Genomic DNA, 22131 nt, shown 5'->3' with positions numbered 1-22131 from the left:
GACGTAGGTCAGGATCTAGAGAAGCGAATGCACCTCACTTCTTTGTTTTCCTGACGAAAGTCAGGATCCAGAACAACCTTGAATAATTGTGCCAACCAGTCTAATACCAATTAGATTAATTAAAAACTACACTATTGCTCAGTTTCTAGCACTTAGGATTTTGGTTCTATCAATATCTTTGATTAATGTGTTCCAAGCTTTACTACAACTTTCAATAATTCCGTTATAGCGATTAAAGCAAAGTTATGCCATGGCGGTTGTCTGAGCGACTTTTATTTAGTTTATAAGAATGATTTTGGTTTTTAATAATGTAGTGTAGGTAATGACTGGTTTTTATTTTTGATATGTTGTTTTTATAATAACGAGCTGCCAGTGTTAGAGATAATTGGTCTTTTATAAGCTATTTTTAGGAAGTAATTTTATATGACTGAGTTATTTCATTGGTTTGATTTGCTTGGTGTAATGGTATTTGCTATTTCAGGTACTTTAATTGCGCATAGTAAACACATGGATGGATTTGGGGTGGTGGTGCTAGCTACTGTTACAGCAATCGGGGGCGGAACCCTTCGGGATATTATTTTAGATATTCAGGTATTCTGGTTACATGATGCAAGTTATTTTGTTGCGATTGGTGTCGCCATCATGATCAGCGTTTATTTTTTAAATCGACATAAGCAAATTCCACAGCAGATGTTACAAATAGCGGATGCGTTTGGACTGGCATTTTTTGCCGTAATGGGGGTGCAAAAAGCGCTATCTATTGGAATGCCTGATACAACAGCCATCATAATGGGGGTGATGACCGGGTGCTTTGGTGGGGTTATTCGAGATGTGCTAGCGGGGGATATGCCCCTTTTATTAAAGGGTGAGCTATATGCCATCACGTGTATATTCGGTGGGATAGTATATACTCAATTATCACACTGGGCGTTACCTGTAGAAGTCATTATGGTCTGTGCTATGTCTGCAACCCTTGGACTGCGCTTGTTGGCAATGCATCATAAATGGGTGATCCATATATTTAAATACCCAGAATAGCTAAGTAATCAAAGGGACAAGGATATGTCACTTGCTAAAGTTTATACACGTGCCCAAGTTGGGATCTCTGCACCGGAAGTCACCGTTGAAGTACATTTAAGCAATGGGCTACCAGCGTTTCATATTGTCGGATTACCTGAGACCTCGGTAAAAGAAGCCCGAGAGCGGGTGCGCTCTGCGTTAACCAATTCAAAGTTTTTGTTCCCTGAGCAACGGATCACCGTTAACTTGGCCCCCGCTGATTTACCGAAAGAGGGCGGACGCTATGATCTGGCGATTGCAGTGGGTATTTTAGTGGCTTCCAACCAGTTACAGGCATTTCAGTCACACCACTACGAATTTTATGGCGAGCTGACATTAAGTGGTGAGGTGCATTCGGTCCATGCCATTTTACCAGCAGTACTTGCGGCAGAGAAAGCACAGAGGTGTTGCTACATTCCACAAGGCAACGATCAGGTAGCCAGTCTAGCTCAACATTGTAATCGAAAGGCGGTAAGCTCTCTACAATCACTATGGTTAGATTTACAAGGTCAAGACGCTCTGCCATTAAACATGCAGTACCCTGCGGTAAAAACACATTCAGCTAGCTCACATTTAGACATGAGTGAAGTCAAAGGTCAAAGTGCAGCAAAGCGTGTATTAGAAATTGCAGCAGCTGGAGGCCATAACACTTTATTTTTAGGACCGCCAGGTACTGGAAAGTCGATGCTGGCACAACGGATGCCAACAATCATGCCTGATTTACAAGATAATGAAGCCTTAGAAACTGCGGCAGTTTATTCTTTAATAGGGCATTCTATCAATTTAGAAAATTGGCGAGCTAGACCATTTCGTAGCCCGCACCATACTTGTTCAGCTGTCGCTTTAGTGGGAGGGTCGTCTAATCCTAAGCCAGGTGAGATTTCACTCGCGCATAATGGTGTATTGTTTCTTGATGAGTTACCAGAGTTTGAGCGTAAGGTACTAGATTCACTGAGAGAGCCAATGGAAACTGGCAAAGTCACGATATCAAGAGCAGCTAGGCAAGTAGACTTTCCAGCCAGATTTCAACTAATCGCTGCATTAAACCCGAGCCCAACAGGTTCTTATACAGACAAACGAGCGACGGTGGACCAAGTGCTTAGATACTTAGCAAAGATCTCCGGCCCCTTTTTAGACCGTATTGATTTACAAATCGAACTTCCGAGGCTGACAACAGGTGAGCTGCAAAGTGCAGAGGTCGCTGAGTCGAGTGACTGCATTAGAGCCCGAGTAAATGCGGCACATACGATAGCAATGAATCGGCAGGGGGTTTGTAATGCGTTGTTAGGAAGTAAAGAATTGATGCAGCATTGTCAATTGGGTGAATATGAATCTCAGTTCTTAGGTACTGCGACTGATAAGTTATGCTTATCACCGCGCTCCTACCATCGAGTATTGAAGGTCGCTAGGACAATTGCAGACATGGCTGGTCGGGAAAATATTGCTTTGGTAGATCTTAAAGAATCGTTAAGTTACCGAGCATTAGAGCGCTTATTAACACAATTAACTCGGTATTAGGACTATACAAAAACTAGGTAGAAAGCATATAACCTTTGCCACGCACTGTGACTATGCGCTTTTGCTCTTTTTCATCTCCAAGTTTCTTTCTTAGTCGACCGATCAGTACATCAACCGTTCGGTCACTAGGGCTCCAATCAGGTTGCCCTATATCTTCGGATATTTTTTCTCTTGATGTCGCTTTACCTGCGTTAGCGATTAAACAAATGAGTACTTTATGTTCCGCCTCAGTTAATCGTGACTCTTCATTTTGGCCATTAATCAGTGTGCGATTATCTGGATGTAGTTTAAAGTCAGCATATTCAATAAACTCTTCTGATTCATCTTGGTCGCCAACAATAGTTAGACGTTTACACAAGGCACGCATTCTCAACTCAAGTTCAAGTAAGTCTACAGGTTTACAAATGTAGTCATCAGCCCCTTGAGCTAACCCTGCTATTCTGTCAGCTTGAGAGTCTCTGCTAGACAGCATAATGACACCAATATCGGTTAAAGTATTGAGCTCTTTAGCCAACTCGAGACCATCAGTTGCTGGTAAAACGATATCAACAATAGCCAAAGTTATTTTATTGTTATCTTGTTGACTACTTTGAACACGATCAAGTGCGGTTGCACCGGTATTATCGACGTCGATCGAAAACTCGGTGTTAGCAAAGTGGTTTAAAATTCGCTTGGCTAAAAGTTCATCGTCTTCTACTAATAATACGTGAATGCTCATAGTGTCGCTATCTAATCAATAATTACCTCTATATTAGCATTGTCAAAAGTCAGCTGAGAAGTGTAAGGCGATTATTTTATGATAAAAAAGCGTGAAAACTTAAAATGAACCAGCAATGAATGATATTTATTGTTGATAAAATGTGTACAAATGAGAGGGGTACGTTTTGTACATACCCCTGTCTATGTCAAAGAGTGGCGAAAAAGCCTATCTGTTTTTTATACACACCTTATTTACTGTAAATATATTGCCACCACTGCGGTTGATCTTTTAAGTGCATATCAAAGTAAGCGAGCATAGTGTCCCACCAATGAAAGCGTCGGTCGCGTACAATGATTTGGTGGTCCGCGCCTTTATATTCAATAAGTTCTACATCTTTACCTAATAATTTAAGTGCAGTGTACATATTGTGACTTTCACCTGGTGGCACATTGGTATCTGCATCGCCATGAATTAATAATAAAGGGGTTGTAACTTTATCAGCATGAAAAACGGGACTTTGTTGTGAGTAAAGTGAGGGATTATTCCATGGAAAGCTGTTTTTAGACGCTTCGCCAGAGTATAAATAGCCCCACCAGCCTTGGCCCCAATATGAGGTAATATTGGAAATACCTGCATGTGCAATGGACGCACTGAATAAGTCTGTTTTGGTTGCGAGCAACATAGTCATAAAGCCACCATAAGATGCACCTAAATTACCTAAGCGATTCTTATCGACAAATGGGTAAGCTTTTAAAAACTCGTTGGTACCTTGAATAATATCGTCTGCTGTATGCTCGCCCCATGCATTGACATGCTTCGCTGAAAATTCTTGGCCAAAACCAGTAGCGCCTGTTGGTTGTACCACGTAAACCACATAGCCTTGTGCTGCCCACAGGTTAAATGGATAGCGACCTGTAAAGCCTCTAGAAACCGGTGATGTACCGCCATAGTAGTAAATTAACGCTGGATGTTTCTTAGAAGTATCTAGGTTGTGTGGTAAGTAAACTCGGCCACTGATCTGCGTGCCAGACTCATTGGTGAAGTTAAACTCCTCCAAAGAGGCAATTTCGCTATTATCATAAGCGACAGATTTAGAGTCCCATAGTGTTTTTGTTTTGTTGCGTTTTACGGTAACTAAATTCAATGCTTGTGGTGATGAGGCTTGGCTTCCAGTGACAAGGATTTGGTCTTTACTTGTCTTAGACACACTATAACTTTGTACAACATCAAAACCAGTATTGAGCTTTTTGAAGCGACGCTTACTTTCATCATAGAGATATAACTGTTTTGTATCTTTGTCAGTAACATTCAGCACTGCATCGCCATTATTGAGCACGCGTAGACCCCCAATCGCAGGGGCGAATTTTTTGCTTAGAGCTTGCGGTTTTGCACCGTCATTATTTAACAGATAAAGCTGACCATCGTAATTATTGGCTAGCATATCTTTTGGCAGGTTTCTGCCAAGGCCTTGGCTAAAGTCGGGCCCCGCTATAACGTAAATACCTTTGTTCGTGTATTTAGCTTGGTTAAATGTTCTATATTGGCCAAGCATTTTTTCTGTATGGTTCGATAAGTCAATTTCCACTAATTGGGTTAACATATGTGGAGGCGCAGCGTAATCAACTGGGTTACGCGTTACTAGTACTGTATTACGCTCACTATCGAAGTCAGCTATGCGGGTGCTGATTTTACTTTCAGAGATGGAACTTACCAATCGAGATTTTATATCGAGTAAGAAAGGCTGGCTAATTGAACGGGCATATGACCAACGGTCTTCAAGGCCTGAATAATGCTTTACCAGAGTGTGTTTGTCATCGGGTGTATTCGACCAAGAGAAAATAAGCGTATCTTCATCGAAAAATTGATAACCTGATGCGCCTTTAAATTGTTCTGCAACGGTTTTTAGACTGAAGTCTTTAATATCGAGTATAGAGACTCGTTTATCTTGCGTAAACACAATGGCATTTGAGTCTGGTGACCATGATACTTGTGACGCCGAAACACCTGGAAAGCGATATAACACATCACCGTTGATGTTTTTAAGGCTTGTATTTGTAACCGCTGCATTTTCACGGCTTGTTTGATAGTGACGTTCGGTCGCCACGTAAAACTTACCATTAGGAGAAAGTGAGATAGCACTGATTGTTGGGGCATCATAAAGTTGCTTTGCTGAAAGTGCCGTGGTCGTTTTATGTGTTAAAACGATTTCATCATGCGCCGCCTTTGGCGTGTAATCGATTGCCACTTTTTTCCAGTCATCAACCTGTTCAGTGATAATAATAACTTGATGGTCGCCCGTGACTGCGTGAAGAGGGAATTCATTTTTTCCTGTTAATAGTTCACCATTGAGAAACACATGGGCCTTTTCGATCCCAGAAAGTGTGAGGGTGCCTGCTACAAAACGTGTTGTGCTAAAATTGAAACGCAGTGCCTGCATACCATTCACTGTGAGAGCGCTCATTTGCTGAAGGTTTTGCCATGAATGTGTTTGACCAAACACTTCCAGCTTTTGACTAGGTTTTTGCAGCTGAGGCAACAAGTTATTGATTATGCTTTTTTGATGCGGTGTATGATGTGGTTTTATGGTACTTTGTGTACCTAATGGACCGATAAACTGTATTTTACTCTCATCGAGAGGAGCTGCAGCCAGTTGTGTTGCGGCAGCTGAGAGTAATAATGTAACCGCGGTACGGAAAATCATAGTTGAGCCTATTGTAGGTAATAATATCGGCCCAATATATCATAGATATAGTTATTAATAAGCGGTCATGCGATTAACCGTCGTTAGCCCAATTGTAAGGAGTTACCTGTTGTTTCTATTAGTTAGTTATATGCTAATTGCCATCACCATTTCATTTTTATGCTCTGTGATGGAGGCTGTGCTTTTAAGCATTACGCCAAGCCATATTGCTATTTTGAAGAAAACACGTTTAACGTTGGCACTGCGAGTGCAAGCGTTAAAAAATAATATCGATAAGCCGTTAGCGGCTATTTTAACATTGAATACAGTAGCACATACCGCAGGTGCGGCGGGAGTGGGAGCTCAAGCTGCTGTGGTATTTTCCGATGCTGCAGTGGGGATTGCATCAGCCGTTATGACATTATTGGTTTTGGTGTTATCTGAAATCATTCCGAAGACATTAGGTGCAACTTATTGGCGAACACTCACTCCCATCGTTTCACTATGTTTAGTATGGCTTATCAGAATTTTAAAACCGTTTGTTTGGCTCTCAGATCAATTGACAAAATTAATGGGCAGTAAAGAAAACGAAGCTCAATATATTCGTCAAGAAATTGAAGCTATGGCGGAAATGGGCTCTGAAGCAGGTGCTTTAGATGAAGATGAAACACAAACCATTCGCAGTCTCTTAAGGTTTCGTCATGCGAAATTAGAAAAGGTGATGACACCACGTACGGTACTATTTAAAGTACATAAAGATATGACGGTGCATGAGTATTTATCGGAACATGGGGCTGTGTCATTTTCACGGGTATTAATTTATGACAAAAACACCGATGACATTATTGGTTTTGTACATAAAAACGATATTATGCTGGCTTATCATCGTTTAGGTAATGATTATAAAATTGGTAAATTGGCGATCGATTTATACACTGTACCAGAAACATTAGCAGCGCCAGAATTATTTCAAACCTTATTAGAAAAGCGCATACATATTGCACTTGTTATTGATGAATATGGAGATATTCAGGGCATTGTAACACTTGAAGATATGCTCGAGTCATTAATGGGAATGGATATTGTTGATGAACGTGACCAATCATCTAATATGCAACAAGCGGCAAAGAAAAAATGGCGCGATAGAGTGGATAACCACTCACACCTGATTGAAGCTGATGAAGAGTTGTTAGCTAAAAAAACTAAGAATTTGAATTAGTCATTCTAAGCCAAGAGTGTATCCAACGGATAAGCTCTTGCTTAGGCTTAGGCTTACAAATTAAAAAGCCTTGCATGAGTAGATTATGTTTATATCTATCTAAATACTGTAGTTCTTCGATTCTTTCTACCCCTTCAGCAACGATGCTGAGTTGCTCATTTTGTGCGATATCAACAAGGCTATCTATGATCACTTGAGAAAAGCGATCTGATTCGACATGGGTGATCAATGAACGGTCTATTTTTATTTCTGTAAAAGGTAAAGATTTGAGTTGGTGTAAGTTAGTAAAGCCGGTACCGAAATCATCTAAAGAAATTTCAAATCCACGGATCCTGAGTCGATTCATCGTTTCTAATTGCGTGTTGTTATCCAAGGGTAAGTGCTCGGTTATTTCGAGAATGATGTCTTGAGGCGTTAAGCGATTCAATTCCAAAATTAGGGCTAGTTTGTCAGGACAGCTGGGGTCGTTGAGTTGTGTTGGTGATAGATTAAAAGCCAAACGGACTTGTTGTCGTAATTCAGTTCGAATACTTTTGAGCTCTTCTGTGGCTTTTTCAAATAATTGAAATGTAATGAGGTTTATTAAATCTAAATCTTCTGCTGGGCCAATAAAGCGATGAGGCAGCAATATATCACTTTGATCATCATTGACGATTCTGGCTAAGACTTCAATGCTGGGCACCCGTTTGTTTGCGCGATTTACTTTAGGCTGATAAAAGGGCGTAATTTGATTATGACTAATTGCATTCAGTAGCTCACTTTCTGTAAGGGGTTTATTTACATGACTTGCAGGGGCGATAAATGACTCAAGCTTGTGGATGAGCCTATCGACCTCACTAAGTTGTACAGGCTTAGTGATATTGCCAATTAAATGTGCGTTACATTGTCTCGCTAAATTGGCAGCCAAGTCGATCACTTTGTTATCCATTTCGGAAATGATAGCCACGCCGCCAGAAAACTTTAATTCCCCCAATTGACGAATTAACTCCATCCCGTCCATGTCTGGCATATTCAAATCAGTGAATATGGCATCATATTGGAAAGGGGCCTGCTGAACGTTTTGTAATGCTTGTTTGGCGTTGTTACAACAAGTGATATCTGCAATGCCCAATTCAGTTAAAATAGCTTGCATAACCATTAAAATAGCTTGAGAGTCATCGACTACCATTATTTTATTTATTGTGACCGCCATCTGCATATCCTTTGAAAACATTGCTTATACGAGTTTAGTACAGCATTGGAAAATTTAAATGAAATTAGTTGTAAAAGTAGGTTTGTATGCGTCTGGATTTGTTGGGATAATGGCTAAAAAGCTAATCGTAAAATAGATATGACAAAAGTAGAGTTTACCCTTGCAGAGCTGCACTTTGCAGTCCACACCTCAGCAGATGAAATAGTCCAAGTATTTTGTGAACAGCAAGCGATGGTATTGGAACGTATCAGTGACAATATCTATCACGGTGAAGTACATGATCATCAATTTCAGTTTAGCATAGAGAAGCTATCTGAGGGTTTAGTGGCCGTTGCCATTAATGGGCAACCTTGGCAGTGGATGGAATTACCCAATCAAACAGAGGCTAGTAAGTTTAGTTTTATGGGGATCACGGCTTTAGTATTTAAGCTGTTTAAAAGTGCAAAAGTTGTAAAAGCTGCATTGGCTGGCGCTTCGGTTGCAGGGTATGCCTGGTTATTTTCTTGGCAGTTCGCAATTATGTTGATTGTGTGTTTGGTCATACATGAGTATGGCCATGTGCGGGCCATGCAGTATTTTAAGATCAAAACCAAAGGGTTTTATTTAATTCCTTTTGTTGGGGGGTTAGCAGTCAGTGATGATAAGATAACGACACGCTGGCAAGATGTTGTGATCTCGTTGATGGGTCCGGCATTTGGCTTAATTACCTCTGTATTAGGGGTGGTATTATATTATGCCACTGAACTGGAAATATTTGCAGGTGTTGCTGTTTTAAGTGCACTTTTGAATTTATTTAATTTGCTACCTATGTTGCCATTAGATGGTGGGCATGTACTGAAAAGCATTAGTTTTTCGATGCGCTCATGGGTCGGCTTATTGGTGTGTCTTGGTGGCGTTTTATTTGGATTGTGGGTCAGTTACACATTTGGTTTGATGCTGTTGGTATTTTTCCTATTCATTGGCACACTAGAAATTGTCTTTGAATGGCGAGGGCGTAAGCAATCACATTTAATCCCTTTAGATAGATATGGGCAAGTTTTCTCTGCGGTAATGTACAGTGTTGTGGTTGCAGGGCATGTGGCTGTGATGATGCACTTCGCAGACTCAGAAAATGCCATTTTGAGTCTGCCCATGAAAATTCTATCGAGTTAGTGCAATTATAGTGGCTGTTATAGCCAAGTAAGTATGACGGCAATGATACAGCCCGACACAAGTAATTGAATAAAACAAAAGCCCATAATGTCTTTTGCTTTTAATCCTGCAATCGCCAGTACAGGCAGGGCCCAAAAGGGTTGGATCAAATTGGTCCACGCATCGCCCCATGCGACTGCCATCGCGACTCTCGGTAAATCGGCGCCGAGTTCCATGGCAGCCGGAAGTACAACCGGGGCTTGGATTGCCCACTGTCCACCACCCGATGGAATAAAAATATTTACTAGACCCGCACTTATAAAGCTCCAAAAAGGCAGTGATTCAGCAGTACTGATTTTTACAAAAGCAGATGAGATTTGCTGTGCCAACCCTGAATCAATCATAATGGCCATGATCCCCGCGTAAAATGGAAATTGAATAATAATGCCGGCCCCGCCTTGTATGGCATTTTGTAGGCTATTGAGTAAGTTTGCGGGTGTTTTATGGAGTAAAATAGCCAGAAATAAAAATACACTGATCACGCTGTTTAGGTTTAACCCCTTATTTTGGATGAAAAAATAAGAAACTAAATAAATGCAGCCAAGTAAACCAATTGAGATACCCAGCCAAGTATTTTGCTCCAGCTTTTGCGCAGGGGTGTTTAGCAACGTGTTAGGCAGAGGTTTATCACTTTCTTGAAGTTTTGCTTTGTCAATCAGCACATGCTTTGAGTTTGGTGGGAGCAGCAAAACATTCACAACAGGTAAAATTATTAACATAGCCCCGAGTAAAATGAGGTTAAATGGCGCAAAGAGCGTGTCAGTGGTGGTAATTAAGCCAATAGTTTGCGTGGCAAAATGATTCGGGGTTGCTATTGTGAGGGGCACTGAGCCAGATAGCCCGCCATGCCATACAATAAACCCTGAGTAGGCACTGGCAACGAGTACTCGGTAATCTACGTCAATGCGTTTAGCGAGGGCTTTAGCAAATAATGCCCCAATAACGAGGCCAAAGCCCCAATTAATCCAACTGGCCAGCATTGATACTAATGAGATCAGAGTAATAGCTAAGGCAGGTGTTTTCGCTTGCTGAGCTAACTTATCTAAGACTGCGATACAAATGGGGGTACTGGCTAACATATAACCGGATACGAGTATTAATAGCATTTGCATTGAGAAAGTGAGTAACGTCCAAAAACCTTGGCCCCATGCGTTGATAGCATCAATGGGTGTAAAAGGGGTGACGGTGCTTGCTAAAGTCAGTACGATAAGGGTTAGGATTAGTACAAAGACATATGGGTCAGGTAGATAGCGCTCAACTAAATGGGTTAAAGGGCGTGTGATCCGATAGAGCATAGCGTGAACATCCAAGTAGTTTTTGTTTTATCATAACTAATTATTTCACTAAAAGTTAGTGTAATACACTAATTTGGAATTAATAGAACTCGGGGTTGTATATTTAAGTTATTGATATTTATCAGATATAAATATGGCATAAAAACTGTATTGCTCATGTAAGTTAATTATTTTTATTAAAAGAGGTTGCTATGGCAGGTCAAGGCTCAGGCGGTAATGTAATCGCCGCAATATGTAACATTTTCTTCCCTGGTTTAGGCCAGTTAGTACAAGGGCGTATTTTATCCGCGCTTATTTTTGCGATTATCGTGGTTGGTGGATATGCATTGTGGTTCTTAATTATTCCTCCTGTTATTGGTGCAATCGCGCATTTATGGTCAATCATTGATGCTGCAAAATATAGTAGTGATTCAGGGTACGAGCGCCGTTAACCAAAGACTGAGTGTCACAATGCTAAGCAGTGTAGAAAGTGCGACACTGCTGGCCACTACAGCCTGCTGAGTATTTAATTGACGGGCAACTAAATAGGCATTTACACCTAAAGGTGATGCACTCATTAAGGTCACAACGCTTATCAGCGTTGTATCAAGTTTAAACCCCCACCTCGCAGTTATATAAACAGCCAGCGGCAAGATGATTAATTTTATCAGGCTAATTAATAGAGCAGGTTGCCAAGCGTGTTTAATTGAATAGTTCACCAAATTAGCCCCTAATACAAAAAGTGCTCCGGCAATTGCTGGTTCCGCTAACAAGAGTAATGCTGATTGGACTGGCTGTGGGAGAGCTATATTGAGTAGATTTGCTAAAAGTCCACAACTAATACTGAGCACGATTGGATTGATAAACAAAGGTTTAAGTAGTTTAACTAGATTGTTTTTGTGCTCTGTAGCACAGAAGAATGTGAGGGCGAAGAGCATGGCGCTATGAAAAGTAATAATGATAAATACTAAGGCGCCATATTGTGCGCCTAAACTGGTGATGATAATTGGCAGTCCAACTAAAACAGTATTTGAGTAAGTGCAGCCTAGAGCGAATATGGCGGAATCAGCCAGCGGTGTCTTTTTTATTATTTTTAATAAGGATGTACACAGGATGTAGACAGTGAGTACTGGACCGTAAAAACTGATCATAACAGTTGCAGATAACACCCGAGATAGGTCAGCTTGATACATGCTAATAAAGAGTAATGTGGGTATCGCCAGATTGAAAAAAAATTGACGAAGTCCGACAAAGTGTTCATTAGAAAAAAGGTTGAATCTGGCGCAGATAAACCCTATCAGTGCGACAAAAACTAAAGGAAATAAAACACTTAAAGGCTGCATAAATGGCAATCGTTCGAATAAAGAGGGTATTATCCGTGCTCTTGTTGTACAGAACAAGCTATTGCACAGTATAATAGCATGCTTAATCGTTAATTAAGGTTCAATTTTGGAGTATCAATTTATCCGAGACCCGATTGCAGGGTTAAAAGTTAGAATAAGTGACGAACAAGCTCTTATAGCCCGTTGGTTAAACGAAGAACTCGATAAAAGTGAAGTCGCAGAACTCGTGACTCGGTGTCATATGATGACGAAAGGGCAGCCTGCTTGGGTGAGACTGGGTAATGAAATTCGCTTTACGTTGAATGCCGATGAAGCATTATTTGAAGCACATGCATTATTTCAAGAGGGTGATGATATTAGCCAATATGCAGATGATGCATTAGAACTTGATGATCATGGATTAGTTGCAGGGTGTGGATTTGAAGACTTTGTGGCGTTATTAATGGCATGGCAGGCATTTATTGCAGGCAAGTAACCTGCAATAATTTGAACGAAAATTCATGATTCGGGCTGACCATATATTTGCTCAGCTCGATTGAACAGTACCCAAGAAGTTAAAATATATTTGTCGTTAGAAATCGGTTTATTCCCTCGGTGGGTATGAGTAAAGTAACCTGGTGCTATCACCATACTCCCTTTCACAGGGGCAATCTTTTTATTCTGATAAACAAATTCAGTCTCTCCCCCTTCTTCAACATCATTTAAGTAAAACATAAAGAGTAAGACTCTGTGTAGCGCTTCGTTATGCCCAAGTTGAGGATAAACTTCGCTATGCCAATAGGGATAGCCTCCTTTGTTGATGTCATATTTTTGTGCTTGGATAGAGCCTAAGCGAAAAATTTGCTGGGTTAGTAGGTGTATTTGTGGTTTGCCAACCTCTTCAAAGTTATCAATGGTCAGGTCTACTGGTTGGCCTGTTTTTGGGTGGTATACCTTGAGTCCAAAAGCACCGATCAGCATGAAAAAGTGTTCTTCGATATACTTGAATACGTGTTGAGCTGTTACTTGTTGTATATGTTCAAGGTTTTGTGCGTATTCAGGGTGAGAATTTAAATACAGATCTTGACTCATTTTTTTGCTAAGGTCGACACCACCCGATGTGGTCCCTTGTTTTAAGTGTGGGCTTTGCTCAAATGTATTGATAAATTGATCACAAAACTCAGTGCTTAGCGCGTTTTCATAAACGCGTATAAAATCTGTCATGACTGTACCTACATGTTATTGGAATTATTATGTTGTCAGAAGTATTAATGCCTCGGTTTAGTGAAACCGATGTCTTAGGACATATCAACAATACCGTACTCCCAGTGTGGTTTGAAGCCGCACGAGTGCCAATTTTTAAAATATTTACACCTGATCTAAATCCTCTCGATTGGAAATTAATTGTCGCGAAAGTTGAAGTGACATTTAAAGGAGAATTGTTCTATGGTCAAGCTGTTGAAATAAAAACAAAAATAGAAAAAGTTGGTAATAGTTCATTTGTTATCTTACAGCAAGCTTGGCAGCATGATGAATGCTGCGCTGAAGGAAGAACAGTAATGGTACGCTATGATTTTTCAAAAAAATCAGCACAAACCCTAAGCGATAATGAACGAAGTGCATTAACAATGTACCTTTAAGTCATTGCTAGAATGAATTTGACGCGCTGCTTATTGCTTAGGTGTGATAAATTCATGTCCAATCGCCGCAGAAATACAAGGTTTAACAGTGAAAGAGTACTCAACCCCAGTATCATTGGTATGCTTAATTATCTCTAATATTTCATAATCATTGAGTTCAATGACACGACTCGCGGGGGTTAATTGACACCGTGATTTACTATCGGCTTCTTGGTCATAAATAAAATTGGCCAGTACTTGTTTACGCCAAAGAAAAAAGCGCTCAGAGCGTGCGATATTATCTTCTAGTTGAGAGAGTATTTCCTCAGCTTCAACATCATCCTCGTCATCAGTGATGGTAATGTCACTGCCTGTGGCTTGTTTCGTTATGTTTGACATCTCAACGCGCCCGACGGTCCCTGCAATATTTATGGTGACGGGTTTATCTGATACCGCTTTCATTAAATCAGAGACAACCAAGTTAACACCGTGTGCTAATCCAGAGCTACTTAAAAATAATGCCATATGAATGGTCAAAATTGAGCTTAATGCAAAGCGAACAACCCCTGTAATAATGGGAAAGCGATATTCTGGTGCATGCCATAATTTGGCTAAGCCAAAAGGTTTGATGAGCAGTAAAAATATGAGGTATATAGGCATTAATAATTGTAACAATAATAAGGCTGCAACGCTGGTGGTGATAAACCAAGTTGGTAGTGATAGTAAGACACTTAAGTTATGTGTGTAAGGAAAGTGATCAGAGCTGACTCCGGTAATATCATTGACGTGACCAGCGGCTTGTACTAAAGCGAAGTTAGCAATAAATGCGTAGAATAGAAAAATCAGGGATTTTCCGGGTAAGCTATCCCAGACATACAAAAATTTGGGCCAAAATTCATATATCAATGCCGCGAGTACGAGTGCTGAAACGGCAAAAAGTGCGAAGCCAGTGTCGGCATCGACACCTGTGATCAGAAAACCGATATTGGCGCAACATGCCAATAGGTAGCTACGTTGGGCAAACGTGAGGCTATGCCAAAATGCATGAAAACGTTCTTTATATGAACCAATGATTGAGGCAATAGAAAAAGAGTTGAATGAAGGAAGTTGGCGCATAACGTACCTGTAATTATTGTTATGCGCCAATGATAGGTGCTTACAGTAAAGGCTTCAAGTATTTACCTGTGTGAGATTCATGACATTGGGCGACTTGTTCTGGCGTGCCTGCAATCAATATTTGCCCGCCCCCAGCGCCGCCTTCAGGTCCTAAGTCAACAATCCAATCAGCAGTCTTAATCACATCCAAGTTATGCTCAATAACGACGACAGTGTTGCCGTGGTCACGCAGTCTGTGTAACACCACGAGCAGTTGTTGAATATCGTGAAAATGTAGGCCAGTGGTCGGCTCGTCTAATATATAGAGCGTTTTACCTGTGTCTCTTTTTGAAAGTTCTCGGGCCAATTTAACTCGTTGTGCTTCGCCACCAGATAAGGTAGTCGCGGCTTGCCCTAATCGAATATACGATAACCCCACATCCATTAAAGTTTGCAATTTACGGTTAATAGCTGGGATTTTTTCAAAGAAGCGATGGGCATCTTCGACCGTCATTTCGAGCACTTGATGAATATTTTTATCTTTATAAAGCACTTCAAGTGTTTCACGGTTATAACGCTTACCCGTACACACATCGCAAGGAACATATACGTCAGGTAAAAAGTGCATTTCGACTTTAATCACCCCATCGCCTTGGCAAGCCTCACATCGACCCCCTTTGACATTAAAGCTGAAACGACCCACTTTGTAGCCTCTAGAACGCGCTTCTTGGGTGCCTGCAAATAGTTCTCGTATGGCTGTAAAGATCCCGGTATAAGTCGCTGGATTTGAACGAGGGGTACGGCCGATTGGACTTTGGTCAATATCAATGACTTTATCAAAGTGCTCTAAACCACTGATTGATTCATGTGCTGCAGGTTCTGCTGTTGTGGCGCCGTTGAGTTCAGTATGAGCTAGTTTAAATAGTGTGTCGTTAATAAGCGTTGATTTACCAGAACCTGAGACGCCTGTAATACAGGTCATCAAGCCAAATGGGATCTCTAAATCAACATTTTTTAAATTGTTGCCTTTGGCACCAAACAACGCTAACCACTTGTCATTGGTGGGGTGGCGCTGCTCTGGTACGGCAATACACTTTTTGCCGCTGAGGTATTGTCCAGTAATTGAGTCTGGATTGTTAACGATGGCATCACGATCACCTTGGGCAATAACATAACCACCATGCACACCGGCTCCTGGACCAATATCAATGATATGGTCAGCGGCGCGAATAGCATCTTCGTCGTGTTCAACGACGATCACGGTATTACCTAAATCGCGTAAATGCGTGAGCGTACTGAGTAAACGATCATTATCTCGCTGGTGTAATCCAATTGATGGCTCATCTAACACATACATCACACCAACAAGGCCAGCACCAATTTGACTGGCAAGGCGTATTCTTTGTGCTTCTCCGCCTGATAATGTATCAGCACTGCGATCAAGAGAAAGATAATTTAACCCAACATTGATCAAAAATGAGAGCCGATCGCGGATCTCTTTTAAGATTTTTTCAGCAATTTGTGCTCTTTGACCAGTTAATGTTAATGATTGGAAGAAATCCATGGACTCACCAATACTCATGTTGGTAATAACAGGGAGTGTGGTGTGGCCGATAAACACATTTCGTGCTTCTTCACGTAAGCGAGAACCATTACAGCTTGGGCAGGCTTGACTGGTTTGATATTTAGCAAGCTCTTCGCGGACCGAGCTAGATTCGGTTTCGCGATAGCGGCGGTTCATATTATTTAGAACCCCCTCGAACTCATGATTTCGAGTGATTAAATCACCGCGATCATTTCTATAGTTAAAAGAGATCTTAGTTTGACCAGATCCTTCAAGTACAATTTTTTGATGGTCTTTACTTAATTCGTTAAAAGGAACTTCTAAATCAAATTCATAATGTTCGGCAACGGATTGCAACATCTGGAAATAATAGAAACTGCGTTTATCCCAGCCTTTAATCGCCCCTCCACTGAGGCTTAGCTCTTTGTTTTGTACGACACGTTGAGGATCAAAGTATTGCCTTACACCTAAGCCATCACAGCTTTGGCAAGCACCTGCTGGATTATTAAATGAAAATAAGCGAGGCTCAAGTTCCATCATGGCATAACCACAGCTCGGGCACGCAAAGTTAGCCGAAAAAATCAGTTCTTGGAAGTCAGTGTCGTCCATACTGGTTACAACAGCGATGCCTCCAGATAATTCTAATGCAGTTTCAAACGATTCAGCTAAACGTTGTTGCAGGCCTTCTTTGACTTTGAAGCGATCTACAACCACCTCTATGGTATGTTTTTTGTGTAATTCAAGGGTGGGAGGATCAGATAAATCGCAGACTTCGCCATCGATTCTTGCTCTAATATAACCTTGGCTGGCCAATTGCTCTAATAACTTTACGTGTTCACCTTTGCGGTTTTTAACCACCGGAGCGAGCAACATCATTTTGCTGCCCTCAGGATGTTCGAGCGCGGTATCTACCATTTGGCTAATGGTTTGTGCTGCAAGTGGTTGATTGTGTGTAGGGCATCGGGGCTCCCCGACACGCGCAAATAAAAGTCTTAGGTAGTCATATATTTCGGTGATGGTTCCAACCGTTGAACGTGGGTTATGCGATGTTGATTTTTGTTCAATTGAAATAGCGGGTGATAGCCCTTCGATATGATCAACATCCGGTTTTTCCATCAAGGATAAAAACTGGCGAGCATAGGCAGATAAAGATTCAACGTATCGACGCTGACCTTCTGCATATAATGTATCAAATGCTAAAGATGATTTACCTGAACCTGACAGGCCGGTGATCACGATCAATTTATCGCGAGGAATGGTAAGGGAAATATCTTTTAAATTGTGCGTGCGAGCGCCTCTGACTTCTATTTTATCCATGCTGACCTAACTACAAAGTTTAATGGCGGTGGTGATAGCGAAACAGTATCGCATAATTTGCGTGAAATTAACGTATCTTTGCTAAACGAACTAAACTAATCACTGGGATCAATTATCGAGTCGTTATTTTGAATGTTGTTCGATATGGTGTGATAGGTCTGTTGATGATACTCACATTTGGCACAAGTGCGTGCGAATATGTAGTGCGTTTTGAAGATTATGGTGCACAATCAAAATTAGACAAGTCGTTAAATTGGCATGGGCTAGATGTCGACTTTGCCAAAGCTCTGTTAGATGAAGCTCATTGTACCTATCGGTTCGTCAGTGTGCCTTGGGGACGAGCATTGAAAATGCTTGAAATAGGAGAGATTGATATGATGCTCAGCGTATCTAAAACAGCGCTGAGAATGCAATACGCGTACTTTATTGGACCGCAGAGAATGGAAACCATTGTTTTTGCAATGAACACCAACAGAGTGTTTGACGTACCTACAGTTGAATCGTTGTTTACACTTCCTTCTCCGGTGGCAATACAACGAGATGCGTATTATGGAGAAGCATTCGATAAACGTATGGTGCAAGAGCTCGACGTGGATAGTCACTTTATCTATGTACCAGATAATCAACTTAAGCTGAATTTATTAAGACATGGGCGCATTTCTGGCTTTTTAGAAGAAAAATACAATATTTTGTATCAAAAAAGGAATAACCCTGACTTTGTGGCCATCACCATTAGTCCATTAGTGGTGAATGAAGACCCTGTTTATTATGCATTTAGCAAGCAAACGATTTCAAAGGAGCAGCGTGAGAAGTTACAAGCAGCCTTTATTGCTATCAAAAACTCTGGAAAATTAGCTCAGATCTTAAAAAAATATAAGTTAGACTGAGTTTTTTTGTTAGACTGTCGCGCGTTAAAGCTGGCTGACAAAAATGAGAAACATGTCCATTCACTCTTTAAATCGATTAGAAAAACGTGCTGCGGTCTCCTTGGCAAGCGTATTTGCATTTCGCATGCTGGGTTTATTTATGCTCATGCCAGTGCTGGCCATTTATGGGCAGTCGTTAGAACATGTGTCCCCCATGTGGATTGGGCTGGCTATCGGAGTGTATGGGTTAACGCAAGCATTGTTACAAATTCCGATGGGATGGCTTTCAGATAAGTTTGGTCGCAAGCCGATTATTATTATGGGGCTCATTGTATTTGCATTGGGCTCTGTTGTTGCCGCAACAGCTGATTCAATTTATTGGGTGACAGCAGGACGTGCTCTACAAGGTATGGGCGCAATTGCCAGTGCTCTGCTTGCCCTCGCTTCGGATTTAAGTCGCGATGAACAACGTCCTAAAGTCATGGCCGTGATAGGTATGTGCATTGGCTTGAGTTTTGCCGTGGCCATGCTATTAGGCCCAATGGTCGCCTCTGCATTTGGTATATCAGGGGTGTTTTGGCTCACTGCAATACTGGCCATTTTGGGGATATTGATTATTTTATTTTTGGTACCGAGTGCTGTTCAACGGGCGCCAAAGGGCGATACGGTAGCTACATTTGTCGATATTCGTCGTTTAATTAAACACCCACAATTATTACGTTTAGATCTCGGAGTTATGCTGCTGCACCTTACTTTAACGACGTTATTTGTGGTATTGCCGGGGCAATTAATTACAGGGGGACTGGCGGCTCCACAACATTGGCAATTGTATATTCCTGTTTTATTACTTGCTTTTATATTAATGGCGCCGGTGATGATCATTGCAATGAAAAAGCAAAAAGAGAAAGAAGCTTTTCTGGGTTGTATTGGATTACTAATCGCAAGCTCATTAACTTTAGTTTTGGTGATTGATTCTGTTATTGGTATTGCTGTATGTATGTTACTTTATTTTATTGCCTTTAATTTTTTAGAAGCGACAATGCCAGCACTCGTCGCAAGGCTGTCACCAGCGAATCAAAAAGGTTCAGCAATGGGAGTATTTTCGTCTGGACAATTTTTTGGTGCATTTCTTGGTGGAATATTAGGGGGTTATATTGCGCAGCAAGGTAATCCGCATGGAGTGTTTGCCGCGGTGGCCTGTGTTGGGGTAATATGGCTGGTAATTGCATGGCGAATGCAGATCCCACCAAAGAGTAAAATAATTAGTTTATTAGTCAGCTTGTCTGAAGGCGAAAAAGCGGAAGATATTGCAGATAAACTGATCACGTTACCTGGTGTTATTGAAGCAACGGTGGTACCAGAAGAAAGCCGTAGCTACTTGAAAATAGACGATAAAATTTTTGATTTAAATCAAGCTAAGCAAGTGCTTGGTTTGCAATAGAGTGAGGAGAAGGTGTCATGGCACGTGGTGTAAATAAAGTTATTTTGGTTGGTAATTTGGGTCAAGATCCTGAAGTACGTTATATGCCGAATGGCAATGGCGTTGCAAACATTACTTTAGCAACATCTGATAGTTACAAAGATAAAAACACGGGCCAAATGATCGATAAGACTGAATGGCATCGTGTAGTCTTTTTTGGAAAGTTAGCTGAAATTGTTGGCGAGTATTGCCGTAAAGGGTCTCAAATTTACGTAGAAGGTAAACTTCAAACACGTAAATGGACTGATCAAAGTGGTCAAGAAAAGTATACAACTGAAATTGTTGTTGATGGCTTTAGTGGTCAAATGCAAATGTTAGGTGGTCGTGGCGACCAGCAGGGCGGTGGTCAGTACCAAGGTGGAGGCCAACAACAAGGTGGTTATTCACAACCACAAGCTCCATCACAATATAATCAAGCACCACAACAGCAAGGGGGCTACTCTCAGCCAGCCCAGAACCAACAAGGTGGCTTTGCGCCTCAAAACCAGAGTGCGCCTCAACAGAGTAACACTCAACAAGCGGGTGGATTTGCACCGCAACAAGCTGCGCCAGCACAACCTCAACAAAGTGCACCACAGCAACAAGGCGGATTTGCACCTAAGCCAGCTCCTGCTGGTGGCGCATCAAATCCAATGGAACCGCCAATTGACTTTGACGACGATATTCCGTTCTAGACAAAGCCAAAATGTAAAAGTGTTAAATTAAGCACATCTTTTACAAATTATTATGACAAACCCAGCATCATTGCTGGGTTTTTGTTTATTATAGATTGCAAACGAATTTATATTGTTGGCTGCATTGTTAGTTTTTACTGATAAATACCTTAAATTAGCGTGATCATGTTACTCATCTTGCGTGCTGAGTAGGTGATAGGTGGCCTAATGTATTGACGAGAGAGTTGTTTCAATACTCTAGTGCACTGCCTTTAAAGATATTGAAATTATTAGAGGTAAAGCGTACATACCCAGTACGGCGTTCAATTAGTGACGGCGCGACAAGCCCAATACGTTTAAACTGTTCTATTAATTGCTTTCTAGCTCTGTGTATTTGAATATTAATGTGGCACTCACTGAGCCCTAAGTCTTTTGACAACTTTTTAATTGAGACCCACCCGTCATCAGCTTCTTGTTTTAGCATATCTGTTTTATATCGGGCGAGTAAGGCGGTTAAATAATGATGACAACGTACATCCATATCAATCATTGTTTTGTTATGTTTTACTTTTAACCCAGTGTGCTCTTCATCTTGACTGATACGAAATATATACTTTAGCTCAACCTCTTCTTGCTGATTAAGTGCCACCGTTGCGATATCATTTTCGTCAGATCCAGTGACAAGTTTCCACTGCGTGTTTGCAAAATAGATTTTTTCTCCTTCAGAAACTGGGTGGGATGTCATATCTTCAGCATTTTCACATACCCAGCGTTTTTCTTCAGTGTTATATGACAACACAATTTCAGGCGCTGTTTCATTGGGCAGTAAGTTTAACTCGTCAAGGAAAATGGCTTTGGGTAACTGATTACGGTGAACAGTTTGTTTTGTGTCAGGCACTAATGCATCGAGTGGTTTATCTAGGTTGGTAACGGTGAATGTATAATCGGCTGTTGCATTGAGAGATATCGTGTCGCCTATTGATAGAGGGTATTCAAGATCTACATCCAGCTGTTTGTTATTTAGCCAGACACCATTTCTACTCATATCTTTCACATGCCAACTATTATCACTCCACTCTATCAGCATATGTATACGAGATACATTGGGGTGATTAATATGAGTATTGACAGCATCTTCTTTACGACCTATTAAATGATATTTTGAAAGGTAAACTAGCTCTTGTGATGCATTAATTTTTAACTCTGCCATGCGTAATGTCCTTTTATTAAGTCCTTGCTATATATTCAACTTTAGACTAGCAAGGTGTATATGTATGTCTATTACATGAATATTACATCTAATTACCGCTATCAAATAAGTCATTATTATTGACTCGTCATAAAGCCCATATGCTTGCTACTTGCTACCAGAGGTATTGATG

Annotated in this window: 19 protein-coding genes; 10 read left to right on the top strand and 9 right to left on the bottom strand. The window is 41.0% G+C overall.

Going from position 1 to position 22131, the window contains the following annotated elements; all coding sequences use genetic code 11:
- The first annotated feature begins 423 nt into the window (after nt 1-423).
- Both J8M01_RS16610 and J8M01_RS16605 read left to right on the top strand, forming a co-directional pair.
- Nucleotides 424-1038 carry a trimeric intracellular cation channel family protein gene (locus J8M01_RS16610; RefSeq protein ID WP_211058702.1) on the top strand — a complete coding sequence of 205 codons (615 nt, stop codon included), beginning with the start codon at nt 424-426 and terminating at the stop codon, nt 1036-1038.
- A gap of 24 nt (nt 1039-1062) precedes the next feature.
- Nucleotides 1063-2577 (top strand): YifB family Mg chelatase-like AAA ATPase, encoded by a 1515-nt coding sequence (locus J8M01_RS16605; RefSeq protein ID WP_211058701.1) that lies wholly within the window; start codon nt 1063-1065, stop codon nt 2575-2577.
- Between the two features lie 13 nt (nt 2578-2590).
- Here the strand turns inward: J8M01_RS16605 and J8M01_RS16600 are convergent, their stop codons facing one another.
- Nucleotides 2591-3295 (bottom strand): response regulator transcription factor, encoded by a 705-nt coding sequence (locus tag J8M01_RS16600; protein WP_192506273.1) that lies wholly within the window; start codon nt 3293-3295, stop codon nt 2591-2593.
- Nucleotides 3296-3524: 229 nt separating this feature from the next.
- Nucleotides 3525-5978 (bottom strand): prolyl oligopeptidase family serine peptidase, encoded by a 2454-nt coding sequence (locus J8M01_RS16595; RefSeq protein ID WP_211058700.1) that lies wholly within the window; start codon nt 5976-5978, stop codon nt 3525-3527.
- Between the two features lie 109 nt (nt 5979-6087).
- Between J8M01_RS16595 and J8M01_RS16590 the strand changes: the two genes are divergently transcribed.
- The gene (locus tag J8M01_RS16590) at nt 6088-7176 is read left to right on the top strand and encodes a hemolysin family protein (RefSeq protein WP_192506275.1); all 1089 of its coding nucleotides are present in this window, start codon (nt 6088-6090) and stop codon (nt 7174-7176) included.
- Here J8M01_RS16590 and J8M01_RS16585 read toward each other — a convergent pair.
- Complete coding sequence (locus J8M01_RS16585) at nt 7160-8368, bottom strand: EAL domain-containing response regulator (protein ID WP_192506276.1); 1209 nt, start codon at nt 8366-8368, stop codon at nt 7160-7162. The genes J8M01_RS16590 and J8M01_RS16585 overlap by 17 nt on opposite strands.
- 138 nt (nt 8369-8506) lie before the next feature.
- Here J8M01_RS16585 and J8M01_RS16580 point away from each other — a divergent pair, with 138 nt between their 5' ends.
- The gene (locus J8M01_RS16580) at nt 8507-9520 is read left to right on the top strand and encodes a site-2 protease family protein (protein ID WP_210995813.1); all 1014 of its coding nucleotides are present in this window, start codon (nt 8507-8509) and stop codon (nt 9518-9520) included.
- A gap of 17 nt (nt 9521-9537) precedes the next feature.
- On the opposite strand, the gene J8M01_RS16575 is transcribed toward J8M01_RS16580, so the two are convergent.
- On the bottom strand, nt 9538-10854 hold the full coding sequence (locus tag J8M01_RS16575; protein ID WP_211058699.1) for a TIGR00366 family protein: 1317 nt from the start codon (nt 10852-10854) through the stop codon (nt 9538-9540).
- A gap of 191 nt (nt 10855-11045) precedes the next feature.
- Between J8M01_RS16575 and J8M01_RS16570 the strand changes: the two genes are divergently transcribed.
- Nucleotides 11046-11285 (top strand): hypothetical protein, encoded by a 240-nt coding sequence (locus J8M01_RS16570; RefSeq protein ID WP_210995815.1) that lies wholly within the window; start codon nt 11046-11048, stop codon nt 11283-11285.
- On the opposite strand, the gene J8M01_RS16565 is transcribed toward J8M01_RS16570, so the two are convergent.
- Entirely contained in the window at nt 11265-12176 is a 912-nt protein-coding gene (locus J8M01_RS16565) for an AEC family transporter (protein ID WP_211058698.1), read from the bottom strand. The genes J8M01_RS16570 and J8M01_RS16565 overlap by 21 nt on opposite strands.
- Before the next feature lie 106 nt (nt 12177-12282).
- Between J8M01_RS16565 and J8M01_RS16560 the strand changes: the two genes are divergently transcribed.
- Nucleotides 12283-12651 (top strand): YacL family protein, encoded by a 369-nt coding sequence (locus tag J8M01_RS16560; protein WP_210995817.1) that lies wholly within the window; start codon nt 12283-12285, stop codon nt 12649-12651.
- Nucleotides 12652-12674: 23 nt separating this feature from the next.
- Here J8M01_RS16560 and J8M01_RS16555 read toward each other — a convergent pair whose 3' ends face one another.
- Nucleotides 12675-13379, bottom strand: a complete 705-nt coding sequence (locus tag J8M01_RS16555) for a 2OG-Fe(II) oxygenase (protein ID WP_192506282.1) — start codon at nt 13377-13379, stop codon at nt 12675-12677.
- A 29-nt stretch (nt 13380-13408) separates the two neighbouring features.
- On the opposite strand from J8M01_RS16555, the gene J8M01_RS16550 reads away from it, so the two are divergent.
- Nucleotides 13409-13795, top strand: a complete 387-nt coding sequence (locus J8M01_RS16550; protein ID WP_210995818.1) for a thioesterase family protein — start codon at nt 13409-13411, stop codon at nt 13793-13795.
- Nucleotides 13796-13825: 30 nt separating this feature from the next.
- Here the strand turns inward: J8M01_RS16550 and J8M01_RS16545 are convergent, their stop codons facing one another.
- Together J8M01_RS16545 and uvrA are read right to left on the bottom strand one after the other, a co-directional pair.
- On the bottom strand, nt 13826-14890 hold the full coding sequence (locus J8M01_RS16545) for a hypothetical protein (protein WP_211058697.1): 1065 nt from the start codon (nt 14888-14890) through the stop codon (nt 13826-13828).
- 40 nt (nt 14891-14930) lie between these two features.
- Nucleotides 14931-17750 (bottom strand): excinuclease ABC subunit UvrA, encoded by a 2820-nt coding sequence (gene uvrA / locus J8M01_RS16540; protein ID WP_192506285.1) that lies wholly within the window; start codon nt 17748-17750, stop codon nt 14931-14933.
- A gap of 164 nt (nt 17751-17914) precedes the next feature.
- Between uvrA and J8M01_RS16535 the strand changes: the two genes are divergently transcribed.
- The 3 genes from J8M01_RS16535 to ssb are packed head-to-tail and all read left to right on the top strand — an operon-like array spanning nt 17915 to nt 20770.
- Nucleotides 17915-18637: a transporter substrate-binding domain-containing protein gene (locus J8M01_RS16535; RefSeq protein WP_192506286.1), complete on the top strand. Its 723-nt coding sequence runs from the start codon at nt 17915-17917 to the stop codon at nt 18635-18637.
- 52 nt (nt 18638-18689) lie between these two features.
- Complete coding sequence (locus J8M01_RS16530) at nt 18690-20057, top strand: MFS transporter (protein WP_210995821.1); 1368 nt, start codon at nt 18690-18692, stop codon at nt 20055-20057.
- A gap of 17 nt (nt 20058-20074) precedes the next feature.
- The gene (ssb, locus tag J8M01_RS16525; protein WP_210995822.1) at nt 20075-20770 is read left to right on the top strand and encodes a single-stranded DNA-binding protein; all 696 of its coding nucleotides are present in this window, start codon (nt 20075-20077) and stop codon (nt 20768-20770) included.
- Between the two features lie 229 nt (nt 20771-20999).
- Here the strand turns inward: ssb and J8M01_RS16520 are convergent, their stop codons facing one another.
- The gene (locus tag J8M01_RS16520) at nt 21000-21959 is read right to left on the bottom strand and encodes an FHA domain-containing protein (protein WP_192506289.1); all 960 of its coding nucleotides are present in this window, start codon (nt 21957-21959) and stop codon (nt 21000-21002) included.
- Between the last annotated feature and the right edge of the window lie 172 nt (nt 21960-22131).

This window comes from Pseudoalteromonas sp. MMG005 (assembly GCF_018101015.1).
Lineage (GTDB): Bacteria > Pseudomonadota > Gammaproteobacteria > Enterobacterales > Alteromonadaceae > Pseudoalteromonas > Pseudoalteromonas aurantia.
The sequence above is the reverse complement of the archived record's forward strand: the minus strand, read 5'-3'. Positions and strand labels throughout refer to the sequence as shown.